The 18,478-nt window shown below is 69.7% G+C and carries 15 protein-coding genes; 10 read left to right on the top strand and 5 right to left on the bottom strand.

The features are described from left to right. Window positions 1-6 precede the first annotated feature (6 nt). On the top strand, window positions 7-528 hold the full coding sequence (locus tag KF892_00495) for a dihydrofolate reductase (GenBank protein ID MBX3623461.1): 522 nt from the start codon (window positions 7-9) through the stop codon (window positions 526-528). Window positions 529-538: 10 nt separating this feature from the next. Next, window positions 539-1,117, top strand: a complete 579-nt coding sequence (locus tag KF892_00490) for a DUF4337 domain-containing protein (protein ID MBX3623460.1) — start codon at window positions 539-541, stop codon at window positions 1,115-1,117. A 65-nt stretch (window positions 1,118-1,182) separates the two neighbouring features. Here KF892_00490 and KF892_00485 read toward each other — a convergent pair whose 3' ends face one another. Then, complete coding sequence (locus KF892_00485) at window positions 1,183-1,734, bottom strand: hypothetical protein (GenBank protein MBX3623459.1); 552 nt, start codon at window positions 1,732-1,734, stop codon at window positions 1,183-1,185. A 301-nt stretch (window positions 1,735-2,035) separates the two neighbouring features. Here KF892_00485 and KF892_00480 point away from each other — a divergent pair, with 301 nt between their 5' ends. Beyond that, window positions 2,036-2,437 (top strand): response regulator transcription factor, encoded by a 402-nt coding sequence (locus KF892_00480; GenBank protein ID MBX3623458.1) that lies wholly within the window; start codon window positions 2,036-2,038, stop codon window positions 2,435-2,437. A gap of 66 nt (window positions 2,438-2,503) precedes the next feature. Here KF892_00480 and KF892_00475 read toward each other — a convergent pair whose 3' ends face one another. Continuing rightward, the gene (locus KF892_00475) at window positions 2,504-3,136 is read right to left on the bottom strand and encodes a response regulator transcription factor (GenBank protein MBX3623457.1); all 633 of its coding nucleotides are present in this window, start codon (window positions 3,134-3,136) and stop codon (window positions 2,504-2,506) included. 56 nt (window positions 3,137-3,192) lie between these two features. On the opposite strand from KF892_00475, the gene KF892_00470 reads away from it, so the two are divergent. From KF892_00470 to KF892_00450, 5 genes are all read left to right on the top strand, one after another. After that, on the top strand, window positions 3,193-4,548 hold the full coding sequence (locus KF892_00470; protein ID MBX3623456.1) for a CHASE3 domain-containing protein: 1,356 nt from the start codon (window positions 3,193-3,195) through the stop codon (window positions 4,546-4,548). 174 nt (window positions 4,549-4,722) lie between these two features. Continuing rightward, window positions 4,723-4,887, top strand: coding sequence for a DUF1328 domain-containing protein (locus KF892_00465; GenBank protein MBX3623455.1), 165 nt, complete (start codon window positions 4,723-4,725; stop codon window positions 4,885-4,887). Window positions 4,888-4,943: 56 nt separating this feature from the next. Then, window positions 4,944-5,333 carry a hypothetical protein gene (locus KF892_00460; protein MBX3623454.1) on the top strand — a complete coding sequence of 130 codons (390 nt, stop codon included), beginning with the start codon at window positions 4,944-4,946 and terminating at the stop codon, window positions 5,331-5,333. 92 nt (window positions 5,334-5,425) lie between these two features. Then, window positions 5,426-5,806 carry a phage holin family protein gene (locus KF892_00455; protein MBX3623453.1) on the top strand — a complete coding sequence of 127 codons (381 nt, stop codon included), beginning with the start codon at window positions 5,426-5,428 and terminating at the stop codon, window positions 5,804-5,806. Then, the gene (locus KF892_00450) at window positions 5,803-6,372 is read left to right on the top strand and encodes a hypothetical protein (protein ID MBX3623452.1); all 570 of its coding nucleotides are present in this window, start codon (window positions 5,803-5,805) and stop codon (window positions 6,370-6,372) included. Before KF892_00455 ends, KF892_00450 begins: the two co-directional genes overlap by 4 nt. 34 nt (window positions 6,373-6,406) lie before the next feature. Here the strand turns inward: KF892_00450 and cls are convergent, their stop codons facing one another. From cls to KF892_00435, 3 genes are read right to left on the bottom strand one after another with little or no spacing between them, the layout of a single operon-like run. Continuing rightward, window positions 6,407-7,819 (bottom strand): cardiolipin synthase, encoded by a 1,413-nt coding sequence (gene cls, locus KF892_00445; GenBank protein MBX3623451.1) that lies wholly within the window; start codon window positions 7,817-7,819, stop codon window positions 6,407-6,409. Between the two features lie 5 nt (window positions 7,820-7,824). Then, the gene (locus KF892_00440) at window positions 7,825-9,138 is read right to left on the bottom strand and encodes a sorbosone dehydrogenase family protein (GenBank protein MBX3623450.1); all 1,314 of its coding nucleotides are present in this window, start codon (window positions 9,136-9,138) and stop codon (window positions 7,825-7,827) included. A 2-nt stretch (window positions 9,139-9,140) separates the two neighbouring features. After that, window positions 9,141-9,299 (bottom strand): DUF3309 domain-containing protein, encoded by a 159-nt coding sequence (locus KF892_00435; GenBank protein ID MBX3623449.1) that lies wholly within the window; start codon window positions 9,297-9,299, stop codon window positions 9,141-9,143. A 202-nt stretch (window positions 9,300-9,501) separates the two neighbouring features. Between KF892_00435 and KF892_00430 the strand changes: the two genes are divergently transcribed. Further along, window positions 9,502-9,744 carry a hypothetical protein gene (locus KF892_00430; protein ID MBX3623448.1) on the top strand — a complete coding sequence of 81 codons (243 nt, stop codon included), beginning with the start codon at window positions 9,502-9,504 and terminating at the stop codon, window positions 9,742-9,744. Further along, on the top strand, window positions 9,744-18,362 hold the full coding sequence (locus KF892_00425; protein ID MBX3623447.1) for a carbohydrate-binding protein: 8,619 nt from the start codon (window positions 9,744-9,746) through the stop codon (window positions 18,360-18,362). The genes KF892_00430 and KF892_00425 overlap by 1 nt, the downstream gene beginning before the upstream one ends. Window positions 18,363-18,478 lie beyond the last annotated feature (116 nt).

Here is an 18,478-nt window from a genome sequence, read left to right as displayed (position 1 = left end):
CGGGCCATGTCACCTGCGCCCCGCCCCCCGCTCACGCTCATCGCCGCCGTCGCCCGCAATGGCGCCATCGGCCGCGACAACCAGCTGCTCTTTCGCATCCCCGGCGACTTGCCACGCCTCAAGCGCATCACGCTGGGCCACCCGGTCATCATGGGCCGCAAGACCTGGGAGTCGCTGCCGCCGAAGAACCGGCCGCTGCCGGGGCGCCTCAACATCGTCGTCACCCGCAACCGCGACTGGCGCGCCGAAGGCGCCGTCACCGTGCACAGCCTCGAGGACGCGCTGGAACACACCCGCGGCGCGCAGCAGGCCTTCGTGATCGGCGGTGCCGAGCTGTACGCGCTCGCCCTGCCCCACGCCGACCGCCTGGATCTCACGGAAGTCGAGCAAGAGGCCGAGGGCGACGTGTTCTTCCCCGCCTGGCAGCGCGAAGACTTCGAGGAAACCGCGCGCGAGCTGCCACCGGCCGACGCTGCGTCGTCGGCCCCATTCCGCTTTGCCTTTGTCACCTACCAACGAAAACGCTGAGGAGCACACGATGTCTGGAGGAGGTTTCCACGTCCACGGCCCGCATGACCACGAGCTGGAGCATGCGGCCCAACACGAGCCGGCCGGCATGGCCGGGCAGCTGGCGGTGATCACCGCCATCCTCGCCACGGTGGGCGCCATGTTCGCCTACATGGGCGGGGCCACGCAGGCCAATGCGGGCCTCTACAAGAACATGGCGGCCATCAAGAAGACCGAGGCCTCCAACCAGTGGAATTTCTTCCAGGCCAAGAGCACGAAACAGTCGCTCGCCGAGGTGTCGCGCGACCTCTCGCCCGTGGCCGCCGACCGCGAGAAGTACCAGGCCAAGATCGACCGCTACGAAAAAGAGAAGAAGGACATCCAGGCCGAGGCCGAGAAGATCGAGGCCGAGTCGAAGGACTGGGACAAGAAGAGCGACGCCCAGATGCACGAGCACCACCGCTGGGCGCAGGCCACCACGGCGCTGCAGATCGCCATCGCGATGGCGGCCATCGCGCTGCTCACGAAGAAGCGCTGGCTCGAGTACGCGGTGATCGGCGTGAGCGCAGTCGGCGTGGCGCTGGGCGGCATGGCCTGGTTCCACATCTGAGCGTCAGCGCCCCATGAAAAAAGGCCCGCATCCGCGGGCCTTCTTCATCGTGCCGTGAGGCGCGATCAGGACTTGCCGTTCTGCGCCTTGGCGTTGGCCACGCAGGCGTCCTTGGCGTCGCCCGAGAGGGCGTCGCACTTCTCCTTGGCGACCTTGTAGTTGGCGTCGCGCTTGTCGTCGGCGGCATCGGCGCGGGCGCTTTGCGACTTCTTCGCGGCCTTGATGTCGGCGTGGGCCTTTTCCTTCGCGGCCTTGGCTTCCTTCACGCAGACGTCCTTGTCGTTGCCCGACTTGTCGTCGCACTTTTCCTTGGCCACGTCGTAGGCGGTGTCGGCCTTCACCTTGGCGAGCTTCTCCTGGTCCTTCGGCTTGCCGCTCAGCTGTGCATCCAGCTCGGCCTTGGCGACCTTTTCCTTGGCCTTGGCTTCCTGGTTGCACACGTCCTTGGCGTTGTCCTTCAGCGCATCGCAGGCGGCCTTGTCGGCCTTGTACGCGGCTTCGACGCGTTCCTTTTCCGCCTTGTGCTGCGCCTTGTCGAGCGCGAAGGCCGAGGTCATCGGCAGCGCCAGTGCGGCAGCGGCCAGCAGCGAATACTTGAAGTGAGAGGTCTTGGTCATGGGGCGCTCCTCATGGCTTGTTGAAAGTGAGCGCAGTATCGGCAGCACCGATGCGCGCAGCCACCGGATAACGCCGGAAGCGCCTGTAGTGCCAGTCCTACGGATGGCCCTGCACGCGCGGCCTGCCAGGAGAAGAATGCGAGAACGCTTGTAGGCATCGTCCGACACCGGCTTGGGGTTCCCGAACATGGCGTTGCCACCCGATACGTCGCAAACTTGGGTGCAAATGCAAGTTCTCTCTTCCGTCAGCAGTGGTGAAACGTTTGCCCAGGCTCCTGACAACCAACAAAGGTCGCCGTCCATGCAGCCGCTGAGGGCCTACATCGTCGAAGACAGCCAGGTCATTCGCGACAACCTCATCGCCACGCTCGAAGAGCTGGTGCCTGTCGAAGTCGTCGGCCATGCGGAAGACGAGGCCACGGCCATCCAATGGCTGCAGCAGCACGACAACGACGCCAACCTCGTGATCGTCGACATCTTCCTGAAGTCGGGCTCGGGCCTCGGCGTGCTCAAGGTCACGCATGACCTGCCCGCGCGGCGCAACGTGGTCGTGCTCAGCAACTTCGCCACGCAGGACATCCGCCGCAAGTGCCTGGAGCTGGGTGCCGACAAGGTGTTCGACAAGTCGAACGAGATCGATGCGCTGATCCAGTACTGCACGCGCCTGGCCGGGGGTGATACCGGCCACGGCCCGCTGATGTAGGCCGTGCGATGGTCAAAGCAAAACGGGGCGCCGCGGCGCCCCGTTTTGCTACGTGGCCCTGGCGCGCTACTGGATGAGGCCGTTCTTGAGCGCGTAATACGTGAGGTCGCTGTTCGACTCGAGCTTCATCTTCTCCATCACGCGCGTGCGGTAGGTGCTGACCGTCTTCACGCTGAGCGACATGCTGTCGGCCATGTGGCTGATGGTCTCGCCCTTGGCCAGCCGCAGGAAGACCTGCAGCTCGCGCTCGGAGAGCTGCTCGTGCGGTGGCTTGTCGCCACCGCCATTGAGCCCGTCGGCCAGGCGCTCGGCCACGCCGGCGGTGATGTACTTGCGGCCACGCGCCACCGTGCGGATCGCCTTCACGATCTCTTCGGGGTCGCAGTCCTTGTTGAGATAGCCGCTCGCACCCTGGCGCAGCAGGGTCGTGGCGTAGTGCTCTTCGGGAAAGCCGCTGAGAATGAGCACCGGCAGGTCGGGCGCGCGGGCCTTGATGCCGGCGAGGGCATCGACGCCGCTCTGGTCGGGCATGGAGATGTCGAGCACGATCACATCGACCTCCCCGCCTCGCACGATGTCGAGGGCCTCACGGCCGTTGTTCGCTTCGGCCACGACCGAAAAGTCCGGCTGATCGGCAAAGAATTGCTTCAGGCCGGCACGAATCATGGCATGGTCATCAACGATGGCAATTCGAATCATGGTGTGCCTCTGTTGCTCCTCAACGAAGATTGCATGTTATCGGACGAAAAGAAAACATGAGCGTCTACAAGGTCCTCAAACGAAACCCCGTTGTCTTTCCTCTTGCGTGCCTGGCCGTGCTGGCCATGGTGGCGGTCAGCGAGACCTCCTACTGGCGCTCGGCCGGCAAGCTCGAAACGCTCACCGAAGTGGGCGCGGCCCGCACGGCAGTGCAAGACCTCGCCCAATCGATCCTCGATGCCGAAGCGAGCCAGCGCAGCTACCTCCTCACCCATCGCGAGGAATACTTGCGGCCGTTTGAACGCGCGCTCCAGCAGATCGACCATTCCTTCAATTTCCTCGACCAGTACTACCAGAAAGACGACAACTCCACCGCCGTGCTCGCCAGGCTGCACGCGGCCGTCGACGGCAAGGTGTCGGAACTGACCGAAACCATGCGTCTGCAACGAGAGGGCAAAAATGATGCCGCGATGGAGCTGATGCTCTCCGACATCGGCCGCGAGAAGATGGAGGCGGTGCGCCAGCTCACCCGGGAGCTCTTCGCCCGCGAGAGCGCCAACGTCACCGCCGAGCGCGAAGCCGTCAACCAGACGCTCTGGCTCGGCCGCATGGGCGTGTTGGTGCTGAGTGCCCTCGGGCTGCTGTCGCTCTTCATGTACCTGCGCCAGACGTCCGCCCTCGAAGCGCAGCGCGAGGAACAGCAACGCCTGGTGCGCGGCGAGCGCGACCGGCTCGAAGAAGAAGTCACCCAGCGCACGGCCCAGCTTGTCGAATTGACCGATCACCTGCAGACCGCCCGGGAAGACGAGCGCAACCGCCTCGCGCGCAACCTGCACGACGAGCTGGGCGCCCTGCTCACCTCGGCCAAGCTCGACGCCGCACGCATCCGCTCGCGCCTGACCGGCGGCAACCCCGAGGCGCTCGACCGGCTCAACCACCTCGTGGAGACGCTTAACAGCAGCATCGCGCTCGGCCGCCGCATCATCGAAGACCTGCGCCCGTCCACGCTCAGCAACCTCGGCCTCGTGCCCACGCTCGAGATCCTGGGGCGCGACTTTGCCACCCACTCGGGCCTGAAGGTGCATTGCGAACTCGAAGCGGTGAAGCTGCCGCCCGATGCGCAGCTCGTGGTGTACCGCCTGGTGCAGGAGGCCATCACCAACATCACCAAGCATTCGCAGGCCACGCAGGTGTGGATCAAGCTGAAGGCCCGCGACGGCCACGCCGAGGTGTGCGTGCGCGACGACGGCGTGGGCTTCGACCCCGCCCACCAGCCACGCTCGGCCTTCGGCCTCATCGGCATGCGCTACCGCGTGGCCGCCGAAGGTGGCGAACTCAAGCTGCGCTCGGCGCCCGGCCAGGGCACCTGCATCGAGGCCACGCTGCCCGAAACGAGCCCGACCCCGGCCTGAGCACGGCAGGCGCCCACCTGTCAGCGGCCTCCTACGCCGCGTTGCTCGCTCCCCCGACAGTGCAGAGGCGATGCGGCCTATCGCCGCGGCGCGAGCGCGTGCCCACACTGCGCTCCATCGCAGAAGAAACGTCTGCGAGCCCGAGAAGACTCATTCATCCACAAGGAGCAACTCATGCTGCATTACGCCGTCGTTTTCTTCGTGATCGCCCTGATCGCGGCACTGTTCGGTTTCGGTGGCATCGCCGCCGGCGCTGTCGGGATCGCCAAGATCCTGTTCGTCGTGTTCGCCGTGCTGGCGGTCGCGAGCTTCCTCTTCGGCCTGCTGCGCAAAGGCTGAAGGCGCCGCACCGCCTCGCGCCCAGACATCCCACCCACCCACGGAAGGACATCACCATGTACACGAAGAACCCCGCTGATCCCACCGCGACCGCCACCACCGTCGCCGACCAGGCCGCTGGCAAGGCCGACCAGGCCATCCGCTCCACGCAGCGCATGGCCAACGATGCGCTCGACGGCCTGTCCGACAGCGTCAACAGCGCCAGCAGCCGCGTCTCGCCGCTGATCAACCGCGCCACCGAGCAGGCCACCGCCTTCGCGCAGAAGAGCGTCGACGCCGTGCGCCAGACCTCGCAGCAGCTGCGCGACAAGGCCATGCACGCCTCCGACACCACCGCCAGCTACATCCGCAACGACCCGATCAAGTCGGTGCTGATCGCCGCTGCCACGGGTGCCGCGCTGATGGCGCTCGTGAGCCTCGTGACCCGCTCGCGCCACCACGATTGAGCCACCTGGCGCCACGCACCGCCGTCCGCCCGAGTGCGGACGGCGCTGTTCGTTGTGCCACCCCTTCTTGAGCGCCTTCCCAGGACCGCCCCATGCACCCGCTGCTGCACCTCATCGTCCGCGAACCCGACCTCCTGGCCGACCATGCCGGCGCCTATGCCGAGCTGCTCGGTGAAGAGATCGGGGTCGCCTCCACCCACTGGAAGCGCAAGGCCCTGCTGAGCGCGGTGGCGCTGTGCAGTGGCGGCGTGGGCGCGGTGCTGGTGGGTGTGGCGCTGATGCTGTGGGCGGTGATCCCGCCCGAGAACATGAACGCCCCGTGGGCGCTGATCGCCGCACCGCTCGTGCCGCTCGGGCTCGCGGTCGGCTGCTGGGTCTCCGCGCAGCGCCAGGCCGGGCCGCGTGCCTTCGAGCAGGTGCGCCGCCAGCTCCGCGAAGACGCCGCCATGCTGCGGGAGGCCCGCGCATCATGAGCGCCGAATTCAACGACCCCCGCCTGCCTGCCGTCGAGCGGCTCATGCTCTCGCGCGAGCGCCTGCGCGGCGCGCTGATCGAGATCGCACCGCCGCCCGACGCTGCCGGCGACCCCGAGCCCTCGGTGCTGATGACGGCGCTGATGGCCATCCCCGGCGTGCAGCTCGTGGCGGACTCGGTGCGCTCATGGTGGTCGCAGCACCCGCTGCACATGGCCACGATGGTGGCCGGCAACACCGCGCGCAGCGCGATGGCACCCATCGCCCGCCGCAAGCCCTTCGCCCTCATCGCCGCGGCCGTCGCGGTGGGCGGCCTGCTCTACTGGATCAAGCCCTGGCGCGGCCTCTTGAAGCCGGCGCTGCTGGCCGGCCTGGTGCCGCACCTCGTCGCGCGGGCCATGGACCACGTGCCGCTGGAGGCCTGGATGGCGGCCGCTTCCGACTTCGCCTCGGAGCGCATGCGCGCCACCGGCGCTGCAAGCCCCGCACCGCAAGACACCGCCTCGGCGCAGGCGCCAGCCGCCGCCCCCACACCGCCCGTGCCCCGCTCCGACACGCTGCACTGAACGTGTCGTGTCGGCGCGCCTTTGCGGCGCGTCGTCAGAGCCAGTATTGCCAGATCGCCGAGAAGGCCTCCTTCATCCGGTCGTCCAGCGGGCGCTCCTTCCACTGCTTGAGCGTCACGGGCTGCGAGGCTTCGAGGTCCTTCGCGAACATCGCCTCCATCTGCTGGCTGAAGTCGGCCCCCAGCACCACCGCGTTCAGCTCGTCGTTGTGCAGGAAGCTGCGCCAGTCGAGGTTGGTCGAGCCGATGGTGGCCCACACCCCGTCGATCACCGCCGTCTTCGAATGCAGGATCACGCCCTTGCGCTCGTAGATCTTCACGCCGGCCTTGAGCAGGGGCGTGTAGAAGCGGCGGCCCGCATGGAAGATCAGCCATGAGTCGGTCTGGCTCGGCAGGATGAGCGTCACGTCGACCCCGCGCCGCGCGGCCGACTTGAGTGCCTCGAGGAACTGCGGGTCGGGCGCGAAATACGCCATCGTGATGTGCACGCTCGTCTCGGCCGCGCCGAGGGCCGAGAGGAAGGTGGCGTAGATCAGCGCATACGGGTCGTCGGGCGAGCTGCCGATGGCGCGCACCACCTGGTTGCCCACGTTCTGCAAGGGCGGAAAGTAGTGGCGGTCGGGCAGCGGCGGGCCCTTCTGCTTCTTCCAGGTGCCGAGGAAGAGCCGTTGGTATTCGGCCACCACCGGCCCCTGCAGGCGCACGTGCGTGTCACGCCAGGCTTTGCCGTCCTTGCCCGGCGCGGCGGCGCCGCCCGAGCCGGAGCTGCCGCCGCCCGAGCGGCTGAACGAGCCGCTCGAATAGACGCTGCTGATGTTGATGCCGCCGAGAAACGCCACCTTGCCGTCCACGATGAGCAGCTTTCGGTGGTCACGCTGGTTGAGCTCCCAGCCCTTGCGGGCCTGCGTGGGGTTCACCGGGTTGAACTCCAGCACGCGGATGCCGGCATCGGTCATGCGCTTGAAGAATTCCTTCGGCGTCTGCAAGGTGCCCACGCTGTCGTGGATCACGCTCACCTGCACACCCTTCTTCTGCTTGGCGATCAAGGCGTCGGCGAACTTGCGGCCCACTTCGTCGTCATCGAGGATGTAGGTCTCGAGGTGGATGTGGTCACGCGCCGCCTCGATGGCGGCGAACATCGCGCCGTAGGTGGCCGGGCCATCCTGCAGCAGCGTGGCCTGGTTGCCGACGGTGAGCGGGCTGCCCACGATCGCTTCTTCGATGGCGAGGTGGCGGTCGAAGATCGCCGTCTCGGGGGCGCGGGCCGCGAGCTTGGCGAGCACCGCCTTGCTCTGCTCTGGCGAGAGCGGGCCACGCGCGCCATCGAGCTGCGGCTTGGGTGCGGCGGCGAGCACCGCTTCGGGCTCGAAGGTCGGCAGGGTGCTGCAGGCACTCATGCCCACCAGCACGGCGAGGGCGAAGCGGTTGAGCCTCAGTCGCGGGCGCATCGTGTTCACGGTGCCGACGCGCTCACGCGCCACACCACGTTGCCCACGTCGTCGGCCACCAGCAGCGAGCCCTTGGCGTCGAGCGCCACGCCCACGGGCCGGCCGTGGGCGATGCCGCTCTCTTCGTTCAGGAAGCCGCTCAACACCTCGAGCGGCGGACCCGAGGGCTTTCCGTTCTGGAAGGGCACGAAGATGACCTTGTAGCCGCTCGGCGGCTTGCGGTTCCATGAGCCGTGCTGGCCGATGAACATGCCTTGCGCGAAGCTGGCCGGCAGCGTGGTGCCAGCCGACCACGCCAGGCCGAGCGAGGCGGTGTGTGGCCCGAGCGCGTAGTCGGGCACGAGGGCCTTGGCCACGAGGTCGGGGCGCTGAGGCTTCACGCGCTCGTCGACGTGGCCGCCGTAGTAGCTGTAGGGCCAGCCGTAGAAGCCGCCGTCTCTCACCGAGGTGAGGTAGTCGGGCACGAGGTCGCTGCCGATCTCGTCGCGCTCGTTGACCACCGTCCAGAGCATGTTGGTGGTGGGCTCCCAGGCCATGCCGTTGGGGTTGCGCAGGCCGGTCGCATAGAGGCGCTTGGCGCCGCTCGCCACGTCGACCTCCCAGATGGCCGCGCGGCCTTCTTCCGCTTCGATGCCGTTCTCGGCCACGTTGCTGTTGGAGCCCACCGTCGCGTAGAGCTTGCGGCCGTCGCGGCTGGCGATGAGGCTCTTGGTCCAGTGGTGGTTGAGCGTGCCGCCGGGCAGATCGGTCACGCGGGCCGGGGCCGTCTCGATGCGCGTGCTGCCGGGCGTGTAGGTGAAGCGCACGATCGCATCGGTGTTGGCCACGTAGAGCTGGTCGCCGATGAGCGCCATGCCGAAGGGGGAATCGAGGTTCTGCAGGAAGGGCGAGCGCTCGTCGGCCACGCCATCGCCGTTGGTGTCGCGCAGCAAGGTGATGCGGTTGGCGCTGGGCACGCCCGCACCCGCCCGTTTCATCAGGAGCTTCATCACCCAGCCCCTGAGGCCCTTGCCATCGTCGGGCCGGGGCGGCGCGTTGCTCTCGGCCACGAGCACGTCGCCGTTGGGCAGCACATGCAGCCAGCGCGGGTGGTCGAGGCCGGTGGCGAACACGTTGACCTTCGTGCCCGGCGCTGCCTGCGGCCCCTGCCCTGCAGGCCAGGGCTCGACCTTGGCCACCTTCACGGTCGGGATCAGCGTCTTGTGGGGCGCCGGCAGCTCCGGTTGCGGGCCCGTACCGGCCGACACCGGAAGCTTGGCGGTCTCGCCGCAGCCGGCGAGCGATGCCGCCGCGAGCAGCGCCAGCGCGAGGCGCGACATGGCTAGATCCGTCCCATCAGCAGCAGCACGATCACGATGATCAGCAACAGGCCGACGCCACTCGTCGGGCCGTAGCCCCAGCCGCGGCTGTGCGGCCAGCTGGGAAAGGCGCCGATCAACAACAGGATCAGCACGATGAGCAGGATGGTGCCTAGGGTCATGTCGTCCTCCAAAGACGTTGGTATCAGGGTGGCCAGATCGTGCTCACACCGCCGGCGATGCACCATCGGCCCGGAGCGACTTCCGCTGTGGGCCGCCGCCTACAACCGTGCTCCGTGCGGCTGCAGGTGTAGGCCTCGTCCGACAACGCGTGCCGGGCTCGTCCGATGGGCGCGCCGCAGCGCCGCGGCGACCATCGAGCGCATGACGCAACGCCACCCCGAGATGCCTTTCTGGAGCACCGCTTCCTTCGGTGACAGCACCGACACCACGCCGGTGGAGCTGTCGGGCCTGAGCGAGCACCTCGTCTCGTGCAAGGGCGTCAACGGCCGGCTCTTCGCCTTGCAGTGCCTGGCCGAAGCCGCCGACCGCTTCATCGCCGCCCGGCTCGTCACAACGCTGGTGGTGGCCGCCTTTCTGATAGGGGTCACTTCACTGGTCATGTGATGGCCACGCGCGCGCTGGAGCGGTTGATACCCGAGGCGCCCCGGGCCCTGCTGAACATCCTCGACGGCGAGCGCGGCCCCGTGCTCGCGCCGGTGCGCGCCGAGCTCTACGGCGCCGAGCGTTTTGCCCAGCACGCGAAGAGCCTCGCCGACAGCCACCGCGCCCAGCGCGGTCCCTGGCGCGCAGCAACCTTCTTCCCCCGCCTGCGCCACAACATCCGGGCCCTGCGCGAAGCGCACCAATACATCGGCCTGCAGGCCGAGAGCGGCTACGACATCAGCCCGGCTGGCGAATGGCTGCTCGACAACTTCCACCTGATCGAAGCGCAGCTCAAGGCCATCCACGAAGACCTGCCGCGTCGCTACTACCGCCACCTGCCGGTGCTGGTGGAAGAGCCGCTCGCCGGCCTGCCGCGCATCTACGGCCTCGCCTGGGCCTTCGTGGCGCACACCGACGGCGCCTTCGACGAAGACCTCGCGCTGCGCTTTCTCACCGCCTACCAGCAAGCGCGCGAGCTGCAGCTGGCCGAGCTGTGGGCACTGCCGACCACGCTGCGCGTGGTGCTGATCGAGAACCTGCGGCGCCTGGCCGAGCGTGTGGCCACGCACAAGGCCGCACGCGAGCTGGCCAACCTGTGCAGCGACCGGCTGCACACCTTCTCCATCGAGTCGCTCGACGAGCTGCTGGGCGAGCTCAACCGCCGCGGCGTCGGCCGCACCTTCCTCGGCCAGATGACGCAGCGCCTGGCCGACCTGCAACGCACCAGCGACCCGCTGGCCCTGTTGCCCTACCAGCACTGGCTGCAGGCCGGGTTGCCCGACGTGGCGAGCCAGCGTGCGCAGCAGGCCGCCGACCAGGCCGCCGACAACCTGAGCGTGAGCAATGCCGTGACCTCGCTGCGCACCATCGGCGATGCTGACTGGCCCGAGCTCATCGCGAAGAGCAGCCCGTTGATGCAGATGATGCTCGGCTCGCCGCTCTTCGCCGCCGAGCACGCCGCCACGCGCGACCGCACGCTGCATGCCATCGAGCGCCTGGCCCGCCGCTGCCGGCGCAGCGAGACCGAGGTCGGGCGCACGCTGCTCGCCCTGATGCAAAGCGACGACCCTGACGAGCCCGACACGCAGGTCGCCCTGCACTGGCTGCAAGGCGACGGCCGCCCGCGCCTGCTCGAAGCGCTGAAGCTGCGCGAAGACACCGGCACCGCCTGCGTCTCGCACGCACGGCAGGCCGCGCTGCCGCTCTACCTCGGCAGCCTGCTCGCCGCGGTGATCGTGCTGGTGCTGTCGATGTTCGCGATGACGCCGCCGCTGGCCAAGCCGTCGATGCTGCTGAGCACGTTGGCAGCGCTGCTGTTGCTCTTCCCGGCATCCGAGGCGGTGGTGGCGGTGATCAACCGGCTGGTGAGCGAATCGGTGCGGCCCGAGCACCTGCCGCGGCTCGCGCTGCACGAGGGCATCCCGGCCGAACACCGGGCGATGGTGGTCATCCCGTGCATGTTGACGAGCGACGACGGCATCGCCGCGCTCGTGCACCGCCTGCAGCTGCACTACCTCGCCAACCCCGAGCGGCACGCGCAGTTCGCATTGCTCAGCGACTGGGCCGATGCCGAAGCCGCGCACATGCCCACCGACACACCGCTGCTGCGCGACGCGGTGATCGCGCTGCGTGAGCTCAACAAGCGCCACCCCGTCGCCGAGGGTGACCCACCGCGCTTTCTCATCCTGCACCGCGAGCGCGAGTTCAGCGCCACCGAGCAGAGCTGGATCGGCTGGGAGCGCAAGCGCGGCAAGCTCGAGCAGCTGATCGCTGCACTCGCACGCGGCGAGCGCGGCCCCTTCCTCGACCTCGGGCGCGAATCGCAGATCGCGCCCGGCACGCGCTACATCCTCACGCTCGACAGCGACACCCAGCTCCCGCCCGGCCGCCTGCGCGAGCTGGTGGGCGTGGCCGCGCACCCGCACAACCGCCCCCGGCTCGACGACACGGGCCTGCGCGTGGTGAGCGGCTACAGCATCTTCCAGCCGCGCATCGCCACGCCGCTGCCGCAGCCGCAGGAGGTCACGCCCTTCCACTGGCTCTACGCGGGCCAGCCCGGGCTCGACCCCTACAGCACGCCCAGCTCCGAGATCTATCAAGACGTGTTCGGCGAAGGCACCTACACCGGCAAGGCGCTGCTCGACGTGCAGGCCATGCACACCGTGCTGCACGAGCGCCTGCCCGAAGGCCTGGTGCTGAGCCACGACCTGGTCGAAGGCTCCATTGCCCGCTGCGCGGCCGTCACCGACCTCACGCTGATCGAGGACGCGCCGGTGCATGCCGACGCCGCCGCCGCGCGCATCCACCGTTGGATGCGCGGCGACTGGCAGCTGCTGCCCATCTTCGCGAGCCCACGCCTCTACCCGATGCGCGGCGTGAACCGCTGGAAGGTGTTCGACAACCTGCGCCGCTCGCTGGTCGCCCCCGCGTCGCTCGCGCTGCTCGTGCTGGTGCTGGTGCGGCCGGTGGTGTCGCCGTGGGCCGCGCTGCTGCTCGTCTTCGCGGCCTTCGGCGCCGGGCCCTTGCTGGGCGCGGTGGCCGGCTTCGCGCCAAGCCGCGACAACATCGCCCTGCGCCACTTCTACCGTGGTGCGGCCCACCGCCTCGCCCGCGCGGTCCTCGGCGCGCTGTGGCACCTGGCACAGCTGCTGCACCACGCCCTGATGGCCACCGATGCCGTGGTGCGCTCGCTGCACCGCATGTTCGTGAGCCGCCGCTGGCTGATGCAATGGACCACCTCGGCCAGCGCCCAGGCCGCCACCGAAACCGAGCTGCGCGAGATTGCCCGCGGCCACTGGCAGACCTCGGCCACCGCCATCGCGCTGCTCGTGCTGCTGCTCGCGGCCCGCACGCCGTCACCGGGCCTCGCCGCACTGCTGTGCGCGATCTGGGCCGCCTCGCCGGTGTGGACGTGGTGGGTGAGCCGCCCCCGCCCGGCCCGCGAAGACCAGGCCCTGCCGCACGACGACCGCATGCGGCTCGAGCGCATCGCGCGCGACACCTGGCGCCTCTTCGAACGCTGCGTGGGCCCGGCCGACCGCCACCTGCCCCCCGACAACCTGCAGACGCTGCCGCACGACATGGTGGCGCACCGCACCTCGCCCACCAACATCGGGCTGTACCTGCTTTCCAGCTGCTGCGCACGCGCCTTCGGCTGGATCGGCACGCGCGAGCTCACCGAGCGGCTCGAGGCCACGCTCGGCACGCTCGACACGCTGCAGCGCCACCGCGGCCACTTCCTCAACTGGTACGACACGCAAAGCGGTGCCACGCTGCTGCCGCTGTATGTGTCGACCGTCGACAGCGGCAACCTCTGCGGCCACTTCCTCGCCGTGGCGCAGGCCTGCCGCGAGCTGGCGCGCCGGCCCGTCGACCTGAACGCCGCCGAGGCCGCCGCCCATGCCTCGCGTGCGCGGCTGTCGCCGCTCTTGCAGCAGCTGCCCGAACTCTTCCCCGACAACGGCGTGCACCACAGCACCCGGCCGCTCGCGCGGCTGCTCGCCATGCCGAGCCCGCTCGACGAAGCACAGCACCGGCCGGCCGACTTCGGCCTGCTGCTGCAGGAAGCGCGCGACGAGCTGCACGCCTGGGTGCCCGAAGCCGTGCAGCCCGCGATGCCGGCCAAGCCGACGCTGCGCGACGAGCTCGCATGGCAGCTCACCGACCACCTCGCCACCCTGCAATCGGCGCTGCGCGACATCGACGCGCGGCATGACGCCGATGGCTTGAGCGAGCAGCTCCTGGCCATCGCCGACCGCTGCGAGCGCTTCGCCTGGGAGGCCGACTTCAGCTTCCTCTACCACCCGAAGCGCCACCTCTTCCACATCGGCTTCCGCGTGGCCGAAGGGCAGCTCGATGCCGGCTTCTACGACCTGCTCGCGTCGGAGGCGCGGCTCACCAGCCTGCTCGCCATTGCCAAGGGCGAGGTGCCGGTGAGCCACTGGGCATCGCTCGGGCGGCCCTTCTATGCGGTGGGGGCGCAGGCCGGGCTGCGCTCGTGGTCGGGCTCGATGTTCGAGTACCTGATGCCGAGCCTGACCCTCGACGAGCCGCACGGCAGCGTGTTGCGCGACGCGGCCATCGCGGCGGTGCAGGAGCAGATCGCCTACGCGCGGTCGCACGCGGTGCCCTGGGGCATCTCGGAGTCGGCCTATGCCGGGCGCGACCACACGCTCGCCTACCAGTACGCACCGCAAGGCGTGCCGCGCCTGGCCTTCCGCCGCACGCCGGCCAACGAACTCGTGATCGCACCCTACGCCACCGCGCTCGCCTCGCAGGTGGCACCACGCCGCGCAGCGGCCAACCTCGCGGCGCTCGAAGGGCTGGGCGCGCGCGCACGCTACGGCTTCATCGAGGCGCTCGACTTCACGCCCGCGCGGCTGGCGGCCGGCGAGCCTTATGCGCCGGTGGCCACCTTCATGGCGCACCACCAGGGCATGAGCATCGTCTCGATCGCCAACGTGCTGCTCGACAACCGCGCCAAACGCTGGGGCATGGGCCACCCGCGCATCGAGGCGGTGGCCACGCTGCTGCACGAACGTGCGCCGCACGAGGTGTCGCGCCTCTACGAGCCGCTGGCCGGGCCGCCGCCGGTGAAGGTGCAGCGCACCCCGGCGCTGCTGCGCGAGCTGAGCCCGGGCACGAGCGCGGTCGAGCCGACGCACCTGCTGTCGAACGGGCGCTACAGCGTGGCGCTGCGCGCCAACGGCGCCGGCTGGAGCCGCCGCGGCAACGCCGGCATCACCCGCTGGCGCGACGATGCGCTGCGCGATGCACACGGCAGCTTCTTCTACCTGCGTCTGCCCACCGGGAAAGAACTGGTCTCCATCACCCAGCACCCGGCCCCCGACCCCAAGGCCTGGTACCGCGCCTTCTTCCACGCCGACCGCGTGTGCTTCGATGCCGCGTGGCGCCAGGTGCAGGCCCACACGACGGTGTGGGTGAGCCCCGAAGACGACATCGAATTCCGCCAGGTCGAGCTGCAGAACCTCACCGGAGAGCCATTGGAGATCGAGCTCGTTTCGGCCTTCGAGCCCACGCTTGCCGACCCGCGTGCCGACGAGGCGCACCCGGCGTTTTCCAACCTCTTCATCCGGGCGGAGTGGCGCGCCGCGGAGCAGGCGCTGCTCTTCGAGCGCACGCCGCGGCTCGTGACCGAGAGCGGCTTGCAGGCCGCTCACTTTCTCGCCGACAGCAGCCCGCACGTCTCCGCCGTGCGCGCACAAACCGACCGCCTGCGTTGGGTGGGCCGCAACCACGATGCGGTGCGGCCACAGGGCGGCTTGCACGAGCTGCCGGCGGGCGACAACCTGACACTCGACACCGGCCTCGACCCCGTCTGCGCGCTCGCGCTCACGCTGCGCATCCCGCCGAACGCGAAGGCACGGCTCACCTTCGCGACCGCCGCCTCCGACTCGGCCGCCACGCTGCACGCGGTGATCGACAAGTACCGCCAGCCCATCCACCTGCAGCGCTCGTCGCTGATGTCGGCCACGCTCACCGGCATTCGCCTGCGCAGCCTCGGCATCAGCGCCGAGAACTTCGCCGCTGCACAGGCGCTCACGACGGCGGTGGCGCTCTCGCTCACGCGCCCGAGCCTCGGCCCGCCGGGCGTCGAACGACGCGCCTCGCCGCGCATCGACGTCTGCGACCGCAAGCTGTTGTGGCGCTTCGGCATCTCGGGCGACCGGCCCATCGTGCTCGTGTCCGCCGGCCTCACCCAATCGCTCGGCCTGCTGCGCTCGCTCGGCCAGGTGCTGCGCCTGTGGGCCTGGGGGCGCTTGCCCTGCGACCTGGTCGTGGTCGACGCGGAACCGGCCTCCTACCACATGGCCCTGCACCGCGAGATCACCGCGCTGCGCGAGCGGCACGATGCCGACAATGCGGCGCAGCCCGGCCCCGCCTGCACCGGCCTCCACCTGCTGCGCGCCGACGAGCTGAGCCCCGAAGAACTGGGCACGCTGCGCAGCCTGGCGCGCATCCGCCTGCGCGCCGACGGCCGGCCGCTGGTGCACCACCTGCAGGAGTGGATTGCGCTGCACGAGAAGGCGGAAGACGCGCGCGGCGAGGTGTCGACCACGGCGGTGCCGATGGCACGTCTGCCGCAGGCGCCGGTGGCGGTGACGCACGGCCGCTTCGACGATGGCGCGCACGAGTTCCGCTTCGAGGCCGGCGCCCGCTCTCGCCCCCCGCGCCCGTGGATCAATGTGCTGTCGAACCCGGGCTTCGGCGGCCAGCTGTCCGAGGCGGGTGGCGGCTACACCTGGGCGGTGAACAGCCGGCTCAACCAGCTCACCGCGTGGTCGAACGACCCGGTGTCGGACCCGCCGTCAGAATGGTTCCTCGTGCAGGACCGCAAGACCCGCGAGGCCTGGAGCGTCACGCCCTCGGCCTGGGGCGACGAGCGGGTGACGTACCACGTGCAGCACGGCCAAGGCTACTCGATGGTGCGCCACCAGCGCGGCGACATCGCGATCACCGCCTCGTGGTGCGTCGATGCGCAGACCTCGGTCAAGCAGGTGTGGCTGCGGCTCGAGAACCGCGGCACGCGCGCACAGCCGCTGCGCCTGGTGGCGATGGCCGAGTGGATGATGGGCGCAGGCCGCAGCGACCGCGGCACCGTGCACACGGCGGCGCACACGTCGGCCCAGGGTCTGGCGCTCTTCGCCACGCAGGCCGACCGCACGGCGGGGTATGGCGACGGCACCGCCTTCCTCGCGATGCACGGCGCCACCGAAGACGACGACTGGACCTGCGACCGCCGCGAGTGCTTCGATGCGCGGGGCCGGCTGGTGCTGCCCGATCACTTTGCCGAGCACCAGGGCGGCGGCCTCGACCCCTGCGCCGCGCTCTCGAAACGCCTTACGCTGGAACCCGGCGCCACGCACGACCAGGTCTTCCTCATCGGTTATGCCGACACACCCGCCGCCGCGCGCGAGCTGGCCCAGGCCGCGGTGACCGTGCCGCCGCGCCAGCGGCTCGACGAAGTGCTCACCCGGTGGGACGCCCTGCTCGGCGCCACCCGCGTGCACACGCCCGACCCGCTCTTCGACGCGATGGTCAACCGCTGGCTGCTCTACCAGGCCGTGGCCTGCCGGCTGTGGGCCAAGGCCGGCTTCTACCAGGCGGGGGGTGCCACGGGCTTTCGCGACCAGCTGCAAGACGCGATGGCGCTGGCCTGGCCGGCGCCGCAGATGCTGCGCGACCAGATCCTCGTGGCGGCCTCGCGCCAGTTCCCCGAAGGCGATGTGCAGCACTGGTGGCACGCCCCCACCGGCGCCGGCGTGCGCACGCATTTCTCGGACGACCTGCTCTGGCTCGCACACGCCTGCTCGCACTACCTGCAGGCCACCGGTGACAGCTCGCTGCTCGACGAAGAGGTGCCCTTCCTCGACGGCGGCCCCATCCCCGAGGGCGCGGAAGACGCGTACTACACCCCCACCGTGAGCGCGCAGAAGGCGAGCGTCTACGAGCACGCCGCACGCGCCATCGACCGCAGCCTGAAGTGCGGCACCCACGGCCTGCCACTGATGGGCACCGGCGACTGGAACGACGGCATGAACCGTGTGGGCCACGAAGGGCGCGGCGAGTCGGTGTGGCTCGCGTGGTTTCTCTGCCGCATCGTCGACGACTTCGCGCCACTGGCGCGCGCGCGCGGCGAAGACGCTCGCGCCGAGCTGTGGGAGGCCGCAGCGACGGGCTGGCGCCGTGCGCTCGACACCGAGGCCTGGGACGGCCAGTGGTTCAAGCGCGCCTTCTTCGACGATGGCACGCCGCTCGGCTCGCAGGCCAACCGGGAGGGCCGCATCGACCTCATCGCACAGGCGTGGAGCGTGCTCGCGAACGCCGAGCCTTTCGAGCGCCCGCACAGCGCGATGACGGCGGCCGAAGAGCTGCTGGTCGACCACGACGCCGGCCTCATCAAGCTGCTCGACCCACCGCTCGCCACCGCCACACCGAGCGCGGGCTACATCCAGGCCTACCCACCCGGCGTGCGCGAGAACGGCGGGCAGTATTCGCACGCCGGGGTGTGGGCCCTGATGGCGCAGGCCGAGCTGGCCACGCGCGACGGCAGCACGCCCAGCCTCGCCGAGCTGCCCTATCGCTACTTCTGCTACCTCAGCCCGGCACACCGCGCACAGCACCCGCGCCTGGGCGAGGCCTATGCGATCGAGCCCTACGTGATGGCGGGTGACGTGTACACGCAGCCACCTTACGTGGGCCGCGGCGGCTGGAGCTGGTACACCGGCGCTGCGGCGTGGTTGCACCGCGCGGCGGTCGGCTCCATCCTGGGCCTCAAGCTGCAGGCCGAGCGCTTGAGCGTGCGGCCCTGCCTGCCCGCGCACTGGCCGCAGGCCGAGCTGACGCTGCAACGCGAGGGCCGGCGCCTGCACTTCACGCTGCTGCGGGGCAGCGCACACGCGGCGCGCGAGGCCGCGTCGGCAAAGAACGCGCGCGTGCTCGCCGTGGGGGAAAAGGTGAACTGGCGCGAGCTGCCAGCCGACACGGCCTTCGTGGTGCCGCTCACGCCGGAAGACGAAGTCGCCGCGTCACCGGCCCACAGCGCGCTTCACAAGTGACCCCGCAGCTCCGACAGCGGGCCGCGGTGCCGTCCTACAGCACCAGGGCCAGCGCGCCGATGGTTGCCACTCAGATGTCTTTCTAGAGTTCATCCATCGCCACGCCATCCCACGAG

The sequence above is a fragment of the Rhizobacter sp. genome, from assembly GCA_019635355.1.
Lineage (GTDB): Bacteria > Pseudomonadota > Gammaproteobacteria > Burkholderiales > Burkholderiaceae_C > Rhizobacter.
This window is presented reverse-complemented; position numbering and strand designations above follow the sequence as displayed.